This is a genomic window from Armatimonadota bacterium (genome assembly GCA_031432545.1).
Lineage (GTDB): Bacteria > Sysuimicrobiota > Sysuimicrobiia > Sysuimicrobiales > Sysuimicrobiaceae > Caldifonticola > Caldifonticola tengchongensis.
The window spans coordinates 420,998-438,448 of record JAVKGX010000001.1; the positions used below are offsets into that span (position 1 = coordinate 420,998).

General features: G+C 70.0%; 21 protein-coding genes and 1 tRNA gene. 16 read left to right on the forward strand and 6 right to left on the reverse strand.

Annotated elements, in window-relative coordinates; genetic code table 11:
• Positions 1–19 precede the first annotated feature (19 nt).
• From QN163_02145 to QN163_02155, 3 genes are all read right to left on the reverse strand, one after another.
• Positions 20–229: a hypothetical protein gene (locus QN163_02145; protein ID MDR5682817.1), complete on the reverse strand. Its 210-nt coding sequence runs from the start codon at positions 227–229 to the stop codon at positions 20–22.
• Positions 229–585 carry a hypothetical protein gene (locus QN163_02150; GenBank protein ID MDR5682818.1) on the reverse strand — a complete coding sequence of 119 codons (357 nt, stop codon included), beginning with the start codon at positions 583–585 and terminating at the stop codon, positions 229–231. The genes QN163_02145 and QN163_02150 overlap by 1 nt, the downstream gene beginning before the upstream one ends.
• A 90-nt stretch (positions 586–675) precedes the next feature.
• A tRNA-Leu gene (locus QN163_02155) sits at positions 676–761 on the reverse strand.
• Between the two features lie 18 nt (positions 762–779).
• Between QN163_02155 and QN163_02160 the strand changes: the two genes are divergently transcribed.
• The 5 genes from QN163_02160 to QN163_02180 are packed head-to-tail and all read left to right on the forward strand — an operon-like array spanning position 780 to position 6,495.
• Entirely contained in the window at positions 780–3,092 is a 2,313-nt protein-coding gene (locus QN163_02160) for a DEAD/DEAH box helicase (protein ID MDR5682819.1), read from the forward strand.
• A gap of 30 nt (positions 3,093–3,122) precedes the next feature.
• Positions 3,123–4,286, forward strand: coding sequence for a 16S rRNA (cytidine(1402)-2'-O)-methyltransferase (gene rsmI / locus QN163_02165; GenBank protein ID MDR5682820.1), 1,164 nt, complete (start codon positions 3,123–3,125; stop codon positions 4,284–4,286).
• Complete coding sequence (locus QN163_02170) at positions 4,283–4,579, forward strand: hypothetical protein (GenBank protein ID MDR5682821.1); 297 nt, start codon at positions 4,283–4,285, stop codon at positions 4,577–4,579. Before rsmI ends, QN163_02170 begins: the two co-directional genes overlap by 4 nt.
• Positions 4,580–4,589: 10 nt before the next feature.
• A complete protein-coding gene (locus QN163_02175) occupies positions 4,590–6,116 on the forward strand; it encodes a SagB/ThcOx family dehydrogenase (GenBank protein ID MDR5682822.1) in 1,527 nt (508 codons plus the stop codon).
• Positions 6,117–6,150: 34 nt separating this feature from the next.
• Positions 6,151–6,495 carry a PD-(D/E)XK nuclease family protein gene (locus QN163_02180; GenBank protein MDR5682823.1) on the forward strand — a complete coding sequence of 115 codons (345 nt, stop codon included), beginning with the start codon at positions 6,151–6,153 and terminating at the stop codon, positions 6,493–6,495.
• A 205-nt stretch (positions 6,496–6,700) separates the two neighbouring features.
• Here the strand turns inward: QN163_02180 and QN163_02185 are convergent, their stop codons facing one another.
• Complete coding sequence (locus QN163_02185; GenBank protein ID MDR5682824.1) at positions 6,701–6,985, reverse strand: hypothetical protein; 285 nt, start codon at positions 6,983–6,985, stop codon at positions 6,701–6,703.
• A complete protein-coding gene (locus QN163_02190) occupies positions 6,982–7,479 on the reverse strand; it encodes a hypothetical protein (protein ID MDR5682825.1) in 498 nt (165 codons plus the stop codon). Before QN163_02190 ends, QN163_02185 begins: the two co-directional genes overlap by 4 nt.
• A gap of 125 nt (positions 7,480–7,604) precedes the next feature.
• Between QN163_02190 and QN163_02195 the strand changes: the two genes are divergently transcribed.
• From QN163_02195 to QN163_02220, 6 genes are all read left to right on the forward strand, one after another.
• Positions 7,605–8,930, forward strand: a complete 1,326-nt coding sequence (locus QN163_02195; GenBank protein MDR5682826.1) for a phenylacetate--CoA ligase — start codon at positions 7,605–7,607, stop codon at positions 8,928–8,930.
• Positions 8,927–9,343 carry a PaaI family thioesterase gene (locus QN163_02200; protein MDR5682827.1) on the forward strand — a complete coding sequence of 139 codons (417 nt, stop codon included), beginning with the start codon at positions 8,927–8,929 and terminating at the stop codon, positions 9,341–9,343. The genes QN163_02195 and QN163_02200 overlap by 4 nt, the downstream gene beginning before the upstream one ends.
• 35 nt (positions 9,344–9,378) lie before the next feature.
• Positions 9,379–10,602 carry an MFS transporter gene (locus QN163_02205; protein ID MDR5682828.1) on the forward strand — a complete coding sequence of 408 codons (1,224 nt, stop codon included), beginning with the start codon at positions 9,379–9,381 and terminating at the stop codon, positions 10,600–10,602.
• 20 nt (positions 10,603–10,622) lie between these two features.
• Entirely contained in the window at positions 10,623–11,072 is a 450-nt protein-coding gene (locus tag QN163_02210; protein MDR5682829.1) for a GAF domain-containing protein, read from the forward strand.
• Between the two features lie 34 nt (positions 11,073–11,106).
• The gene (locus QN163_02215) at positions 11,107–12,045 is read left to right on the forward strand and encodes an EamA family transporter (protein MDR5682830.1); all 939 of its coding nucleotides are present in this window, start codon (positions 11,107–11,109) and stop codon (positions 12,043–12,045) included.
• 131 nt (positions 12,046–12,176) lie between these two features.
• Positions 12,177–12,848, forward strand: coding sequence for a GNAT family N-acetyltransferase (locus tag QN163_02220; protein MDR5682831.1), 672 nt, complete (start codon positions 12,177–12,179; stop codon positions 12,846–12,848).
• Positions 12,849–12,904: 56 nt separating this feature from the next.
• Here QN163_02220 and QN163_02225 read toward each other — a convergent pair whose 3' ends face one another.
• Positions 12,905–13,699: a thymidylate synthase gene (locus tag QN163_02225; GenBank protein ID MDR5682832.1), complete on the reverse strand. Its 795-nt coding sequence runs from the start codon at positions 13,697–13,699 to the stop codon at positions 12,905–12,907.
• A 152-nt stretch (positions 13,700–13,851) separates the two neighbouring features.
• Here QN163_02225 and QN163_02230 point away from each other — a divergent pair, with 152 nt between their 5' ends.
• The 5 genes from QN163_02230 (at position 13,852) to QN163_02250 (ending at position 17,441) form a co-directional block, all read left to right on the forward strand.
• On the forward strand, positions 13,852–14,895 hold the full coding sequence (locus QN163_02230) for an amidohydrolase family protein (GenBank protein ID MDR5682833.1): 1,044 nt from the start codon (positions 13,852–13,854) through the stop codon (positions 14,893–14,895).
• A gap of 62 nt (positions 14,896–14,957) precedes the next feature.
• Positions 14,958–15,188 (forward strand): hypothetical protein, encoded by a 231-nt coding sequence (locus tag QN163_02235; protein ID MDR5682834.1) that lies wholly within the window; start codon positions 14,958–14,960, stop codon positions 15,186–15,188.
• A gap of 2 nt (positions 15,189–15,190) precedes the next feature.
• Positions 15,191–15,769 carry a CoA pyrophosphatase gene (locus QN163_02240; GenBank protein MDR5682835.1) on the forward strand — a complete coding sequence of 193 codons (579 nt, stop codon included), beginning with the start codon at positions 15,191–15,193 and terminating at the stop codon, positions 15,767–15,769.
• Entirely contained in the window at positions 15,766–16,467 is a 702-nt protein-coding gene (locus QN163_02245) for a metallophosphoesterase family protein (protein ID MDR5682836.1), read from the forward strand. The genes QN163_02240 and QN163_02245 overlap by 4 nt, the downstream gene beginning before the upstream one ends.
• The gene (locus QN163_02250; GenBank protein MDR5682837.1) at positions 16,464–17,441 is read left to right on the forward strand and encodes a histidinol-phosphatase; all 978 of its coding nucleotides are present in this window, start codon (positions 16,464–16,466) and stop codon (positions 17,439–17,441) included. Before QN163_02245 ends, QN163_02250 begins: the two co-directional genes overlap by 4 nt.
• Positions 17,442–17,451: the final 10 nt, after the last annotated feature.

Below are 17,451 nucleotides of genomic sequence, written 5' to 3' on the forward strand. Positions count from 1 at the left end.
GGGCCCGTGCTCGCCCCGCTCAACCGGTTTGCGCGATCCGTTCTCCGGTGCGGGCGTCATAGAGGACGTAGTCCGCCTTCCGGTAGGTCTCCGCCGCCCCGCACCGGGGGCAGGTGTGGTAGTTCGCGGCGAACGAACCCCGCTGAAACGATCGCGTGTCGCTGCGGATCTTGGTGTCGAACTCCTCGCCGCACGACCGGCACACGACGTACAGGGCCAGGCGGGCCATCAGGGGACACCGTCGGTCTTCGGCGCGCGGCCGGTCAGCCGATCCGCTCCCCAGATCACCTTGCGCCCGTCCCGGAACAGAGGCAAAGGGAGTTCCCCCGCGTCCAGACGGCGCAAGAGTTCGGCCGGCGTCATCCCGAGCCTTTCGGCCGCATCCACCGTGGTGACGATCCGTTCGCCGTCGTGGACCGCCCGCACGACCCGCCGCAGGAAGCTGTCGGGTCCCGGCCGTTGTATGATCATCGCGATGGCCGACCTGCCGCGCGGGTGCGCCTGCTTCACCAGGTTCGCGTAGCGCTCCAGCTCGTCGGGGAAGCCGCGCAGGTGATGAAGCACGGCGAGATCTGGGTCCGTCACGGAGAGGTCGTCCACGGCATCGGTGCCGGAGGGATCGAAGCGAGTGGTCGCACGCGCCGCACGGGAAAGCCGATGCCGGCGCGACGGTCGTGGTGCCGGAGGGGAGATTTGAACTCCCACGGGCTATCGCCCACTACGCCCTGAACGTAGCGCGTCTGCCGTTCCGCCACTCCGGCCATCCCGGGCAGTTTCTGATGCTAGACGAAGCCAAAGGGAGCGTCAAGGCGATGGGCGTGTCGGGGTTCCTCCAGACGCTCCGACGGGAGGCGGGCGATCGCATCGTCCACCTGGAGCACCTGGAGGCCCGCCCCGCCCGCTACGCGCGCCCACGCCGCCCCCTCCCGGATGCCCTCTCTGCAGCGCTCGCCCGCCAGAGGATCTCGCAGCTATACGTGCACCAGGCGCAGGCCCTCGACGCCGCGCGGGCCGGCGAGGCGATCGTCGTCACCACGCAGACCGCCAGCGGCAAGACCCTGTGCTACAACCTCCCCGTGCTCGAGACGCTCCTGAGCGATCCCCCGTCGTGCGCGCTGTACGTCTTTCCCACGAAGGCGCTGGCCCAAGACCAGCTGGACGTCCTGAACGGATACGGCGTGCCGGTGCGCGCGGGCATCTACGACGGCGACACCCCTGCCGACCAGCGCGCGCGGGTGCGCGATCGCGCGCAGATTTTGTTGACGAATCCGGACATGCTGCACGTGGGAATCCTCCCCCAGCACTTCCGCTGGCGGGCCTTCTTCCGTCGGCTCCGGTACGTGGTGCTGGACGACCTCCACGTCTATCGCGGCGTGTTCGGCAGCCACGTCGCGAACGTGCTGAGGCGGCTGCGCCGCGTCTGCCGGGTGTACGGTGCCGATCCGCAGTTTTTGTGCGCGTCGGCCACACTGGGCAACCCCGCGGAGTTTGCCAGCCGGCTCGTCGGCGTTCCGGTGCAGGTGATCGACGACGACGGTGCCCCGCGCGGCGCCCGCCACTTCGTGCTGTGGAACCCGCCGCACGGCGCGGACGGATTGCGACGCAGCCCGTACGGCGAGGCCACGTGGTTGTTCTGTCGACTGGTGGAAGCCGGCGTGCGCACGATCGTGTTCGTCAACGCCCGCAAGACAGCCGAGCTGATCTACCGCAGGGCGGCCGGGGCGCTGCCGCCCGAGCTGGCCGGGCGCATCCGCCCCTACCGCGCCGGTTACCTGGCCGGCGAGCGCCGCCGGATCGAGCGGGCGCTGTTCGGCGGAGAACTTCTGGGCGTGGTCGCCACGAGCGCTCTGGAGTTGGGCATCGACGTTGGGGGACTCGACGCGTCGGTGTTGGTCGGCTTCCCGGGTACGGTCGCCAGCACGTGGCAGCGTGCAGGCCGTGCGGGCCGCGGTAGGCAGGAGGCGCTGACCATCCTGATCGCTACGGACGACGCGCTGGACCAGTACCTGGCACGCAACCCCGGCTACCTGTTCGGCCGCCCGGTCGAAGCCGCCGTCATCGACCCCGAGAATCCGTACGTGCTGGCCAGCCACCTCCGCTGCGCTGCCGCGGAAGTGCCGCTGCGCGAAGAGGACCTGACGCTGTTCGGATCCACCGCCGGTGCGATCGCCCCGGTGCTGGAGGAGATCGGCGAGCTGCAGAGCCGCCACGCCCGCTGGTACTGGCGCGGCGCGCCGTATCCCGCGCGACAGGTCGGCATCCGATCAGCCGGTGGGACGTACCACATCGTCGACCCCACTGGGCGTCTGGTCGGGACGGTGGAGGAGGGGCGGGCGTTCGAGCAGGTGCATCCGGGCGCGGTGTACCTGCACCGCGGCGAGACCTACCTCGTGGAAGATCTGGACGTGGCGCGCAAGGTGGCAACGGTCCGGCGCGCCGAGGTCGACCACTACACCGAGCCGAGGACCGTGACGGACCTTGCGATCCGCGCTGTCCGCGCCTGTTCGCCGTTCGGGGATGCGGAGGCATATCTGGCAGAGGTCGAGGTCACCACGCACGTCGTGGAGTACGCGCGCAAGCGTCTGTTCGGCGACGAGGTGATCGGTGTGGTGGGATTGGACCTGCCCGCGGAGGTCCTGCGGACAGTGGCGGTCGGCTTCGACGTGCCCCCGGCGATCGCCCGGAAACTGGCGGACTTCGACCTCGCCGGCGCGGTGCACGCGGTGGAGCATGCTGCCATCGGGCTGCTGCCGCTGTTTGCGATGTGCGACCGGTGGGACATCGGCGGCGTGTCCTACCCCTTGCACCCTCAGACGGGCCGCCCGTCGATCTTCGTCTACGACGGCTACCCGGGCGGGGTGGGAGTGGCCGAGCGGGGTTTTCGCGTTCTGGAGGAGTGGATGCGCGCCACGTTGGACGCGATCGAGCGGTGCCCGTGCGAAGACGGCTGCCCTTCGTGCATCCAGTCTCCCAAGTGTGGGAACGCCAACACGCCGCTGGACAAGGTTGGCGCCGTGGCGCTGTTGCGCCGGGTGCTGGGCGTTCGGAGCGCAAAGGCGCTGGTCGGCCGGCGAACGGCGCGGCGGTCCTAGCTCGATGCGGGGATGCGAGGCTGAGGAGGCATGAGGACGCACACCGGCGGGACGCTGTACGTGGTGGCGACGCCGATCGGCAACCTGGAGGACATCACGCTGCGCGCGCTGCGGATCCTCAAAGAGGTCGACGTGATCGCAGCCGAGGACACGCGGCACACCAGCAAGCTGCTGGCGCACTACGACATCCGGAAGCTCACGGTGAGCTACCACGAGCACAACGAGCGCCGCCGCGCGCAGGAACTCGTTGCGCAGATGAAGGCGGGCCGGTCGGTGGCGCTGGTGAGCGACGCGGGAATGCCGGGGCTGTCCGACCCGGGATACGAGATCGTGCGGCGCTGTGCCGCGGAAGGGATCCCGGTCGTGCCGGTGCCGGGGCCGAGCGCGATCCTCGCGGCACTCGTCGCCTCCGGGCTGCCGACCGACCGCTTCTTGTTCTTGGGTTTCCTGCCGCGCAAGCCAGGCGCGCGCGACCGGCTGCTGGAAGGGGTCGCACGGGAACCGGGGACGCTGGTGCTGTTCGAGGCGCCGCAGCGCCTGGTGGCCACGCTGCGCGACCTCCACCGGCGCCTGGGGGATCGCCGCGTGGCGATCTGCCGCGAACTGACCAAACGCCACGAGGAAGTGTTCCGCGGCACGCTCTCCCAGGCGCTGGCCCACGCGGAGACGAACCCACCGCGGGGCGAGATCACGATCGTCCTGGAGAGAGGCCGGTCCGCAGACGGGGCGGCGGACGTCCAAGCCGAGTCCGAGTTGCATGCTTCGCTCGCGCGCGGGGCGTCTGTGCGGGACGCGGCCGACGCGGTGGCGCGTTCGCACGGGATCCGGCGGCGTACGGCCTACCGGCAAGCGCTGCGGCTGGTGGAGGCGTCGACGGCCGACGTCTTCGCCTACGGCACCCTCCGTGACCCGGCTCTGGTCGAACGGCTGACCGGGCGAGCCTTCGACACCGAGCCTGCGGTGCTGCCGGGATGGCGCGCCGTCGGTCCTCAGACGTCGCGGTCCGGCTACGAGGAGATCGCACCCGACCCCCATGCGGAGGTGCACGGACTGCTCTTGCGGGGCGTGGACGCGGCGTCGTTGCGGTGTCTGGACGCCTACGAGGTCGAGTACGAGCGGCGGACCCTGTCGGTGCGCGTCGGCGGCCACACGGTTCCCGCCCAGGTCTACCTGCCGCGGGGAGGGCGCACTTGATCGGTGAGTTGCTGCGGCGCTGGATTCTCGGCGACGCCGACGCGCTGGTTGTCGCGCACCGGGCCCGCACGCAGGTGGAAGCGGACCTGCTCGCCGCCGTGCTCCGCGAAGCGGGCTTCCGCGTGCTGGTGCGGCGCCGCGGGGTCCCCGGCTACGAGGGCGTCTTCGAAGCCGCGCGCGGCGTGTGGGCCGACCTGCTGGTGGCGCGGTCGGACGCGCACCGGGCGCGAGCGCTGGTAGCGAAGTTCCTGGAGAGTCCGGTCGAGGACGCAAGCGGGAGCGGCCAGTCGTGACGACGCAGGGATGACCGCCAACGAGGACGTCCGGGCCGCGCGCACGTACCACGAGGTCACCAAGCACTCCTACGCCAGCGTGCGGCGCCCGGGGCATCGGCTCGACTGGGCGAACCGGCCCCTGCCCTACAAGACCTACCCGACCCTCGATCCGATAACACTGCCCCAGGATCTGGGACCCTCACCGACGCCGGCGCTTGCGGCTGTGATGGGCATCCCAACGCCCCTCGGACGGTCGCCGGATCTGGTGGCGCTCGCGCACATCCTCCGCTGGTCGGCGGGGATCCTGCGGCGCGTCCGATACGACAGCGAGGTCGTCGCCTACCGAGCCGCTCCGTGCACCGGCGCGCTGTACCACGTGGAGGTATACGTCGCGTGCGCCGATCTGGTCGACCTGCCGGGGGGTCTGTACCACTTCGACGTCCCGGAGTTCGCGCTGCGCCGCTTGCGCGCCGGGGACGTGCGCGGCGAGTTGGCGGAGGCGACGGCCGGCGAGGGCTCGGTCGCCGCAGCGCCGGTGGTGCTGGTCTGCACGAGCACCTTCTGGCGCAACGCCTGGAAGTACGGGGCACGCGCGTACCGGCACGCGTTCTGGGACACCGGGACGATGCTCGCGAACTTGCTCGCGGTGGCCTCCGCCCTCGGCCTGGTCGCCCGCGTCGTGCTCGGCTTCGTCGACGAGCGCGTGCACCGGCTCCTGGGTGTCGACGGACGGCGGGAGGCTGCTGTCGCCCTCGTGGCCCTCGGCGCGTCGGCGCCGGCGCCGCCTGCGCCCACGGTCTTGCCCTTGGACCTGCCCACGCCGCCGCCGTCGCGACGCGAAGTCGAGTACCCCGAGATCGTGAGGATGCAGGAGGCTTCCTGTCTTGGGCGTGCGGAGGAAGTCGCGCGCTGGCGCGAGCGCGACGGCCTGGCGCAGACACGAGATGCTGTGGGTTCGCTGGTCCCTTTGCCGGCCCCGAATCCGACGCTCGCCGCCGCCCCCATCGAGGAGGCGATCCGCAAGCGCCGGTCCACGCGCTGGTTCTCTGCCGAGCCGGTGTCCTTTGACCACCTCGCGGCGGTCCTGCACGCCATCGGGACGGACCTTCCGGCGGACTTTCTCGAGCCCGCGGCGGCGCTCACTACGGCGTACCTGATCGTCAACGCCGTGGGCGGCCTGCCGGCCGGGACGTACAGGTACCTCCGCGGGCACAGAGTCCTAGAGGCCTTGCGACGGGGCGACTTCCGCGCGGAAGCGGGCTACCTGGCCCTCGAACAGTCGGCCGCGGCGCAAGCGGCGGTCAACATCTACTTCATGGCAGACGTCGAAGCCGTCCTGGCCAGGCTGGGCAACCGCGGCTACCGGGCGGTCCAGCTGGAAGGCGGCATCCGCGGCGGTCGAACCTACCTCGCCGCGCACGCCCTCGGGTTGCGGGCGACGGCCTTGACGTTCTACGACGACGAAGTCGCCGCGTTCTTCGCGCCGCGCGCGCCCCGCCACAGTCCCATGTTCCTCGCCGTCCTGGGCCGACCCGCCCGGCCGCGATCCCCTTGACAGCGGCCACACGGTCGGACACTGTCCGGGGGGGATGGCGCGCCTGTCTCCCTCGGCTCTGACCACGTACCGTGCGTGCTCCAAGCGCTACCACTTACGCCACGTGCTGGGCCTGCCGGCGCGGCCGTGTGCGTCGTTGGCGATGGGCGGCCTGGTGCATGAAGCGCTGCGTCGTCTGTTCGCGCTGCCCGCCGCGCAGCCGGTGATGCTCGAGGGCTACGTGGAGGCGCGCGACGACGGCCTGCTGTTCGTGGCGCGCGTCGATCGCGTGGATCCGGTCGGCGAGGGGGTGCGGATCGTCGACTACAAGACCGGCTCGCCGCCCCGCCACGAGGACCGACAGTCGCGTTGGAGGTCGCTGCCGCGGTGTACATCCTGAGCGTGCAGGAGCGCCTGGGCCGGCCGGTGCGGGAAGTGGAGTTCGTGTTCCTGGAGCACCGTGAGCGCGTGGCGGTGCCGGCGGCCTCTCCGACCGGACGTGGCCGGCTGCACCGGGCAGGCAGTGCGCGTGGTGCGACTACCTGGACACGTGTCCCGAGGGCGGCGCCCACGTCCGCGCGGCGCAGTGGAAGGGCTGATGCCCGTCAGTCGCGTCCGCGCCAGGCGGCGCGGTACAGGGCGATTCCCTTGTTCGCCACGAGCGAGCCCACCGCGCCCATGATGAACAGCAGCCCACCCTTGTAGAACAGCGCGCCGGGCAGGTTGAACAGACGCGAGAACCAACCGGCGTCGCCGCTGGCGGTCAGTTCGCGGTAGGCGATGACGAAGACGGTGACCAGCAGGGCCACCCCGGACAGGAACACGACGATGCCGATCCAGCGCCCGAGGGGATCGGCGTACGTCTGCACCCCCTCGTCCAGCGGGTTCAACGAAACACCCGTGGCTGGCCCGTGGCGAAGTCGGGGTACTCGGCCCGCCACCGCCGTTCGTCATCTGCGCGGACCCGAACGCGCAGCGCATCCCGCGCGACCTGCCCGTCCGCCAGGCGTGCGATGGCGACGAACGACGCCACACCCGCACCGGCGGAGATCTCCACCTGCATCTGTTCCAGTCGATAGGCCCGCAGCGGGGAGCGTTGCAGCGGACGCGGCCAGTCCGCCGGCAGATTGACGAGGAACCTCTCCGCCCACGCCCTCGCCTGTGGATGCATGGGGTGGGCGAACGCCTCGTAAACCTGGACGACGGCGTTGGCGGCCAGATCCCGGTCGTTCCGCGGGTAGCCGATCGTGATCTGCGCCGTGGCCGCGCTCCGGACGGCTTCGAAGGCCCAGTGCCACGGCGGGACGTCCTCGAACGCAGACGGCTGGGCCCAGGCCCCTGCGGACAGGACCATCAAGACCGCTGCCAGCAAGAGGGCACGCATCTGCCCACCTCCCCACGTCACCGACCTCGTCCGAACCCCGGATCCGACCACCTCTAGTATCCGACGGCACTGTACGCGCACCCCCGACAGGAAAGCCGTGCGGCCGGCGAGAAACCCCCTGCGGTATGATCTGGAACCCCCAAGCTGAGACGATGCCGCGGCCTGTGCTCGAGCGGCTGCAGCTGGAGCGGCTGCAGCACGTCGTCCGGTACGCGTACGATCGCGTGGCGGTCTTTCGGGAGCGCATGGACGCATCCGGGGTGAGCCCCGACGGCATTCGACACCTAGAGGATCTTTCGCGCCTGCCGTTCATGTTCAAGAGCGACTTCCGAGACCACTATCCGTTCGGCCTGTTCGCCGTGCCGCTGGACCGCGTGGTCCGCATCCACGCGTCCTCGGGGACGACCGGCAAGCCGACGGTGGTCGGGTACACGCGGGCTGACATCGAGGTGTGGGCCGAGGTTTGCGCCCGCTGCCTGGCGGCCTCTGGGGGCCGGCCCGGCGACGTCTTTCAGAACGCGTACGGGTACGGGCTGTTCACGGGCGGCCTGGGGATGCACTACGGCGCCGAGCGATTGGGGATGACGATCGTGCCGGTCTCCGGTGGTAACACCGAACGGCAGATCATGCTGCTGCAGGACTTCGGGGCCCGGGTCATCGCGTGTACGCCTTCGTACGCGCTCACGCTGGCCGAGGCGCTGGCTGTCCGTGGGGTCCGGGCGGGCGACCTGCGGCTGCGGTACGGGGTACTCGGCGCCGAGCCGTGGACCGAGCAGATGCGATCCCAGATCGAAGAGAAGTTGGGGATCACCGCGGTGAACATCTACGGGCTCAGCGAGGTGATCGGTCCCGGCGTGAGCAACGAGTGCGTCGAAGCCAAGGACGGATCGCACGTCTTTGAGGACCACTTCCTCGTCGAGGTCGTCGACCCCCACAGCGGCGAGCCGCTCCCGTATGGGGAGCAGGGCGAGCTGGTCTTCACCACGCTGACCAAGGAAGCGCTGCCGGTGATCCGTTACCGCACCGGTGACATCGCGTCTTTGAATCCGGAGCCGTGCCGTTGCGGACGCACCCACGTGCGGATGTCACGGGTGGTGGGCCGCACCGACGACATGCTCATCGTGCGCGGCGTCAACGTCTACCCCTCGCAGGTCGAAGCCGCGATCGTCGGACTCCCGCAACTGACGCCGCACTACCAACTGGTCGTCACCCGGGAGCGGACGCTGGACGAGCTGGAGGTGCGGATCGAGGTGGACGACCTGTACTTCAACGGCATCGGCGGCGTGCTGGATCCCGCCGACGAGCGGGTGCAGAACCTCCTGCAGCGGGCCCACGAGGCGATCTACGGCGTGCTGGGGATCTCCACCAAGGTCACGCTGATGGCCCCCGGCACCGTGCCGCGCAGCGAGGGCGGCAAGCTGCGCCGAGTCGTGGACCTGCGGAAGATGTGAACGCCGTGGCGGACCTCTTGCAGACCTTTCGCGCCGATCCCTACGCGCGCTTGTTGGGGATGGAAGTCGAGGACGTGCGGCCCGGCTGGGCCCGGGTGAGCATGGAACTGGGGCCCCAACACCGTACCTTCCACGGTGTCGTCCACGGCGGGGCGATCTTCTCGCTGGCCGACGCGGCGTTCGCGGTGGCCAGCAACTCCCACGACCGTCGGGCCGTGGCCCTGTCGGTCAACGTGCACTTCCACCGCGTGCCCGCCCCCGGGCGCCTGGTGGCGGAGTGCTCCGAGGAGCACCTGGGGCGCACGGTGGCTTCCTACCGCGTCGAGGTGCGCGACGCGCAGGGTCGGCGCGTCGCGACGATGCAAGGACTCGTCTACCGCCGGGACGTGCCGGTCGCCGACGCCGAAGAATGAGCCGGCTCGGATCCGGCCGGCCGGACCTCCCTTCCATGCGGGTCGATCCCGCGGTCGCCCGCCCCCGCAGCATGCTGGCTCCCTTGCGGCACCGCGACTTCCGGCTGCTGTGGACGGGGTTGCTCGTCTCCAACACCGGATCGTGGATGCAGTTCGTCGCGGTGGGATACCTGATCGACCGGTTGACGCTGTCACCCTTCTACCTCGGACTCCTCGCGCTGTGCCAGGGATTGCCCCGCCTGGTCTTCGCCGTCGTCGGCGGCGCGCTGGCGGATCGGTGGGACCGCCGCGCGCTGCTATTCTGGACCAACGCCTTTTTGGCCGCCAGCGCCCTGGTCCTCACGCTGCTCACGGTCACCGGCGTCGTCGAGGTGTGGCACGTGATCCTCATCGCGGCGCTCAACTCGGTGGTGATGTCGTTCGACATGCCTGCCCGTCACTCGATGGTGCCGGCGCTGGTGGAGGAAGACGAGGTGCTGCAGGCCGTCAGCCTCAACTCCGTGGCGTTCAACGGCGCGGGCATTTTCGGGCCGTCGCTGGGAGGCGCCTTGATCGCCGTCGTGGGGGAGGCCGGCTGCTTTGCGATCAACACGCTGTCGTACGCTGGCGTGTTGGTCGCGTTGGCGCGGATGAGCCCCACGGCGCGGCGGGAGGTGGCGTCGGGCGACCGGGTCTTTGAGGAGATCCGTGAGGCGTTTGCGCTGCTGCGTACGAATCGCGTCGTGCTGTGGGCATTGCTCTCGGTGGCGGTGTTGAACTTCTTCGGCCGGCCTTATTTTCGGTTGATGCCGGCGTTCGCGCGCGAGGTCCTGCACACCGACGCCACGGGGCTCGGCCTGCTGCAGGCGGCACCGGGGCTGGGGACGGTGCTGTCCGCGTGGTACGTGTCGCGCGTGGTGGGCCGCAGCCGCGGCCGGTTGCTGTCCGGGGCGACGCTGTGGTTCGGTGCGTGCGTGGTCCTGTTCGCCCTGTCTGGGGGTCTGTGGCCGGCATTGCTCCTCCTGGTTGCGACCGGTCTGTTCCAGTCCGTGGCGATGTCGTCCGCCAACGCCCTCGTCCAGACGAGCGTGGACCCGGGGATGCGGGGTCGGGCGATGGGCCTGTACTCGATGACCGCGTTCGGGATGTTCGCCCTCGGCAGCTTCCCCCTGGGCGCGCTCGCAGCCTTCGTGGGGGTTCCCGCGTCGCTGACCCTGGGAGGGGCCCTCACCGCCGTGGTCGCCTTGGCGCTGCGCCCGCGGCTGCGCGGCGTGGCATAATCGACCGGAAGGAGGCGGGCATGGAGACCAAGGCCTGGCTGGACGGAGTACGGGGGATCCTCGAACACCATCCGGGCCCAGAGGGGGCCGAACGCGTGGTGGCCTACCTGCAGGAGAACTTCCCCCACTACACCTGGGTGGGGATATACTGGGTCGAAGGCGACGAGCTGGTGCTGGGACCGTGGCGCGGTCCGGAGGCGACGGAGCACACGCGGATTCCGATCGGGATGGGCGTGTGCGGTGCAGCCGCCGCCTCCGGTCGGACGGAAATCGTCCCCGATGTCTCTCGCGACCCTCGCTACCTTGCGTGTTTCCCCTACACCAAGTCGGAGATCGTCGTGCCGATCGTCGCCGACGGAAGGGTGGTCGGCGAGATCGACATCGACAGCGACCGGCTGGACGCGTTCGACGAGCGCGACCGCGTCTTTTTGGAGGGAGTGGCGCGTCTGCTCGCCGGGACACGGGCATGACCGGCGGCGTTGCGGTGCGCCCGCGGGGGCATCCATGCGGGCAGATCGTCTGACGCTGAGCGCGTTCGCGCTCATCGTGCTGATCGGCGGCGTGAACTTCCTCGCCGTCCGGATCAGCAACCAGGAACTCGCCCCGATGTTCGGGGCGGCGGTGCGGTTCGCCGCCGCGGCGCTGCTGCTCCTGGCGGTTGCGGCCGTCGGCCGACTTGCTCTCCCTCGGGGCGCGGGGCTGCAGGGCAGCGCGGTGTACGGCGCGCTCAGCTTTGGACTGGCCTATGCCCTGTTGTACGTGGGGCTCGCGCGCGTGACCGCCGGCCTGGCGTCGGTCCTTATGGCTGCGGTGCCGTTGCTTGCCTTTCTGCTGGCGGTCGCCCACGGCCAGGAGCGGTTTCGGTGGAGCGGCATCGGCGGTGGGATGCTGGCCGTGGCCGGCATCGCGCTGATGTCCGGCGGCGCTGGCGCAGGGGCCGCGCCGTTTGTGTACATGCTGGCGATCGTCGGGGGAGCGGTGTGCGCGGCCGAGGGCAGCGTGATCGCCAAGACGCTGCCCCGCAGCCATCCGGTCGCCACGAACGCGGTGGGCATGACGGTCGGGGCGGTGCTGCTGTTCGCCCTGTCGGCCGCGTTCGGGGAGGCGTGGACCATCCCGCAGAGAGCCCAGACGTGGTGGGCGCTCGTCTACTTGGTGCTCGCGGGCTCAATGGGGATGTTCGGGCTGTTCTTGTTCGTCGTCCGCCGCTGGACCGCGTCGGCCACCGCGTACGCGCTGCCGCTGATGCCCTTCGTGGCCGTGACCCTGGGCGTGTGGCTGGGCGGCGAGGACGTGACGCCGGCTCTGGTCGCCGGCGGGAGTCTGCTGCTGGCCGGCGTGTACACAGGCGCCCTGCGGCCTTCGCCCCTGCTCGCCGGGTCCGCCGCTTCGGGCGACCTGGGTGACGCGCGGGAACCGGTTGACCGGCCAGACCGAGGGTGAACGGGGCCGCGCGTATGCCGTCTGACTGAGGCGTCCTGGCGGGCGGGGCCGGTACGTCCTGCTCGCGCGGGAGCGCCGCACCGGATGGCGACCGGTCGGGGTCGGATGTCAAACGTGGACGGAATCGGACGTTGACGGATACCCCACACCCGGCCACCCACCGCCAAGGCCCCTCTCCGACCGCCCACCAGCCGTCGGCGGGCGGGGATCATGAGGACGAGCTGGTTGTGCGGCCGGCGGCCGACACCGACCGCGCCGCGGTGGGGCGTGTTTTGGCGGAGGGATTTCCGGAGAAGTTCGGGCCGATCTTCGGTCAAGATCGCGAGCGGACGGCGCGCATCCTCGCCGATCTGCCCCCGACCGGGACGGTCTACGTCGCCCAGCGCGCAGGGCAGATCGTGGGCACGGCGACCCTCGTGCTGGAGCCACCGCCTCCCCCGGTGCTGTGGCCCGTGCTGCGCCGACGGCTTTCCGTATGGGAGTCGCTGCGCGCCCTGCTCTTGCTGACGTCGTTGGGGTCGTCCTCGCCGGACGCCGCTACGGGCGTGATCGAGGCGGTGGCCGTCCTGCCGCAGGCGCGGGGGCGGGGCGTGGGTCGCGCGCTGGTGACCGCCGCGATGGCGGCGGCGCGGCGCGCCGGGCGCACGCGGGTGGCGCTGTACGTCGTCGAGGGCAACAACGCCGCGGTGCGTCTGTACGCGTCTTTGGGTTTTCGGGTCGTGCGCCGCCACCGGTTGCTGTGGCAGCGGTGGCTGTTCGGCACACGGCGTATCCTCTACATGGTGGCCCACCTACCGCCCTGACCGGGACGTCAGCCTGTTGACCTGCCGCGGGGGAGGTTTTCGAACTTGGTCGGGCGCTACACCGCCACGGGCGCCTTGATCGGTGGGTGGGGGTCGTAACCGATCAGCTCGATGTCCTCATAGCGGAACTCGGAGATGTCCCGGACGGCGGGATTCAGCCGCACCCGCGGGTGCGGTCGCGGCTGGCGCGAGAGCTGGATGCGGGCCTGCTCGACGTGGTTGCTGTACAGATGCAAATCGCCGAAGGTGTACACGAGTTCGGACGGTGTGAGGTCGCATACCTGCGCGACCATCTGCGTCAGCAGGGCGTACGACGCGATGTTGAACGGTACGCCCAAAAAGACGTCCGCGCTGCGCTGGTAGACCTGCGTGCTGAGCTCGCCGTCGTGCACGTAGAACTGGAACAGCACGTGGCAGGGCGGCAGCGCCATCTGGTGCAGTTCTCCGACGTTCCACGCGCTGACGACCAAGCGGCGGCTGTGCGGGTTGGTGCGGATCTCGGAGATCACGCGGTCGATCTGGTCGATCGTCCGGCCGTCCGGCGCCCGCCAGCCCCGCCATTGGGCGCCGTAGATCCTGCCGAGGTCCCCCTGCTCGTCCGCCCACTCGTCCCAGATGGTCACCCCGTGGTCGCGCAGATAACCGACGTTGGTGTCTCCCCTCAGGAACCACAGGAGCTCGTAGACGACGGACTTGAAGTGGACCTTCTTGGTCGTGACCAGCGGAAAGCCGGCCTTCAGGGAGAACCGCACCTGCGCGCCGAACACAGAGTAAGTGCCGGTGCCGGTCCTGTCCGGCCTGAAGCGCCCTCGTTCCAGCACCGTGCGCAGCAGGTTCAAGTACTCGATCATGGCGGGCCGCCCTCCTCGCTGGGATCGCCTCGCTCCTGTGATTCGGTGCTGGGCTGTGAACAACCTCCCCGGTTATCCACATGTCGTATCGCTGGCTCAGTTTGTGCGCTACATCTTGTGCCGCACACGGATTCGGTATACAAGGTATAGGCATGGAACGGGGTCTGGCGCTGCTCGAATCCGCGCGGCGGGAGGGGTTCGCGAACCCTCCGCCCCGCAAGGTGGACTGCCCGATCGCGGACATGCACACCCACTTCGCGGTGAGGCCGAGCAGGAGCCCTCGGCGACGTGCCGGTCGGACTGCGCGTCGGATGCCGGCGTCCGACGCCAACGCCCAGCTGGTCGCAGCCGGCAGGCTGTACGGGATCGCGCGGTTCGTCGCGATTGCCGATCTCGCCACCGAGCTGCGGGCCAGGGATCGCTTCCCCGAAGTCCAGATCGCCGTGCCGATCCGTTGGACCCACTGGGGCCGCCCCGGCCGGTTCGTCTCCGACAACCTGCGTACGCTGCACGCCGCGCACGCACAGGGAGTGCGCATCGTCAAGATGTGGATGGCCCCCAGGCTCGCGGACCGGGTGGAGGGAGAGGTCCCCCGCCCCGACGCACCGGCGCTGGACCCCATCTTCGAGTTCATCGAGCGGCACGACATGGCGGTCCTGATCCACGTCTCCGACCCGGACCGGTGGTTCGCGACGAAGTACGCCGGCCGTGCGCGCTTGGGCAAGAAGGCGGATCAGTATCCCCCGCTGGAAGCCCGCATGGCCCGCCACCGCAGCGTGCTGTTCCAAGCGGCCCACATGGCCGGCGACCCCGAACATCTGGACCACGTGCATCGCCTGCTGTGCGACCATCCCAACCTGGTTGTGGACACGAGCGCGACGAAGTGGATGGTGCGCGAGCTCGGCAGGCAGCCCGAGCACACGAGGGCCTTCTTCGACAGGTGGGCCGACCGAATCGTGTTCGGGACCGACCAGGTCGTCCTGCACGATCCGGAGCCGCACCGTTACACCGTTCGGTACTGGATCCACCGAGTCTTCTGGGAAACCGACCTCGTCTGCCCCCTGCCGATCGAAGACGCCGACAGCCAGGGGCCGCCCGTCCTGCGCGGCGTCGACCTCTCGCCGCGGGCGCTGGAGCGCATCTACTGGCGGACGCCGCTGCGGTTGCTGCCCCCGGACCGGCCGCCGGCCGAGTGAAGTGATCCGCTCACCTTCGATGGGCCCCACCTGCTATGATGTCTGCCGGGAGGTCGCGGCGCATGTTCCTGTTCTGGGTGGTCGTCTTTTTCCTCGTGCTGGCTATGTACGGGATGCTGGTCGTTGCGGGGCTGCTCGACCTGAGCATGGGGCGCCCGCCGAACCATCCGCTCCGGCGGCTGGCCCGCCTGCTGGCCGCTCCCTTCCGGGGCGGTGCGCCGGACGAGGAGGCCGTGGAGGAGATGGCCCGGCGGCTGCGCGGCGGTCCCGGGTCGTGGCCTGCCTCGGGTTAGACATGGAGGCGCGGAGCAGCGCGGTTCGGATCGAGCAGATTCGCCAGCGACTCGCCGCCCGCCGACCCCGCCAAATCGAAGACCCTGCCCATCGACTCGCCGGCGTCCTCGTCCCGCTGTACGAGAGCAACGGCCAAATCTTCGTCCTGCTCACGAAGAGGACGGACCGGGTCGCCACCCACAAGGGCCAGATCTCGTTCCCGGGAGGCGCGGTCGAACCGATCGATCGCGACGCCCTCGACGCGGCGCTGCGGGAGACGTGGGAGGAGGTGGGGATCGCGTCGGACGACGTGGAACTGCTGGGTCAGCTGGACGACGTACCGACCGTGGTGTCCGGCTTTGTGATCCGGCCTTTCGTCGGCCGCGTCCCCCATCCTTACGAACTGCGGATCGCGCCCGAGGAGATCGGTGAAGTGGTGCGTGTGCCGCTGGCGTTCTTCATCAAGGACCGCAACCTGCGCTTGGAGTGGCGGGAGCGCGGCGTCGAGCGCCACCCCGTGTACTTCTACGACTTCGGACCACATGTGATCTGGGGAGCCACCGCGCGGATCGTGCGCGACCTGGTGGAGCTGGTGCGGTGAAGCTGGCCATCATCTGCGACGTCCACGGCAACTTGGCCGCCCTCGAGGCGGTGGCGCGGGATCTGGACCGAGTGGTGGGGCTGCAGCACGTGCTGGTGGGCGGCGACATCTGCCTGGGAGGTCTGGAGCCGGCGGAGTGCATCGACTTTTTGCGCCAGCGAGAGTGGTCGGCCATCCTCGGCAACACCGACCGCTACATCACAGAAGAAGTAGTACCCGCCGGGCCTGCTGCTTCGCTGCTGGACTGGACGCGAAGGTCCCTGGACAGCGACCACATGCTCTACCTCGCCGAGCTCCCCTTCCAGCTGCGCATGGTGCCCGAAGAAGGGCACGACCTGTACCTTGTGCACGCGACGCCGTGGGACATCGAGGAGGCGGTACAGCCGGACGCCCCCGAAGACCTGGTCGAGCGCATCTTCGAAGAAGCACGCGCCAACCTGGTCGTCTACGGGCACGTCCACAAGCAGCATCGCCGGGAACTGCGCGGCCGCGTGCTCGTGAACCCGGGGTCCGTGGGCTTTCCGTTCGACTGGGATCCGCGGCCGGCGTACGCGCTGTTCACGTGGGACGGGCGGTGGCACGTCCAGCTGCGGCGCGTCGAGCGCGGCTACGACCCCGAGCGGATCGCCCGGCGCTACGCGGCACACCACCCCTACGGCGCGATCTGGGCCCAGCGGATTCGGACCGCGAGGGCATGACCGAGACCGCGGACCGCCAGGACCGCGACCCCCCGCTGCGGTCGCCTGCGCCGCACACCGTCCCCCGCCCCGACTACCACGTCCACCTGGAGAACTACGCCCTCGATCGGGCGTCGCTGCTGCGGTTGATCGAAGCGGCGGCGGCTGCGGGCGTGACCGAGATCGGGATCACCGAGCACGCCCACAACTTCGTGCAGTGCCGTACCATCTATCCTCCCGACAACGCGTGGATCCACGGGCGTAACGTACCCGGCCGGCGCAACTGGGACGTCGACGCGTACTTCCGGCTGCTGGACGGCGCGCGCCGCGAAGGGCTACCGATCAGGGCGGCGATGGAGTGGGACTACTGCCCCGGATGCGAGCGTGAGCTGGAGCGGTGGATCGGTGCCTACGACTGGGACTTCGCGCTGGTGGGCGTGCACTGGATCCGCGGCCGCAGCGGAGGGTGGTGGGGGTTCGACATCCCGGCGCAGCGCGGGGAGTGGGAACGGCACGCTCCGCAACAGGTGTACGCGGAGTACTTCCGGCTGCTGTGCGAGGCCGTGCAGACGGGTCTGTTCGACGTCCTCGCGCACCCCGACGTCGTCAAGGTGTTCGGGCACCGACCGTCTGGCGACATGCGGGATTGGCACGAGCGGGTCGCCGCTGCGGCGTCGTGCAAGGGGCTGTGCGCTGAGGTGAACACCGCGGGGTGGCGCAAGCCGGTCGGTGAGCTCTACCCGTCTGCCGACCTGCTGGCTGCGCTGCGTTCGGCAGGGGTTCCGATCGTGATCAGTTCCGATGCCCACCGCATCGAGCACGTCGGCTATGCGTTCGAACGGGCGGAGGCGATCGTCCTCCAAGCCGGCTACACGACGCGCTGCCGCTTCGAGCGGCGTCGGCGGCAGGAAGTCCCCCTGTTGCGGCCGACTCCCGGACTGCCGCCGACAAAGACACCGGGTCCATCCAAGCGGGACGAACCCCCGTCGGACTGAAGCCGGGCCC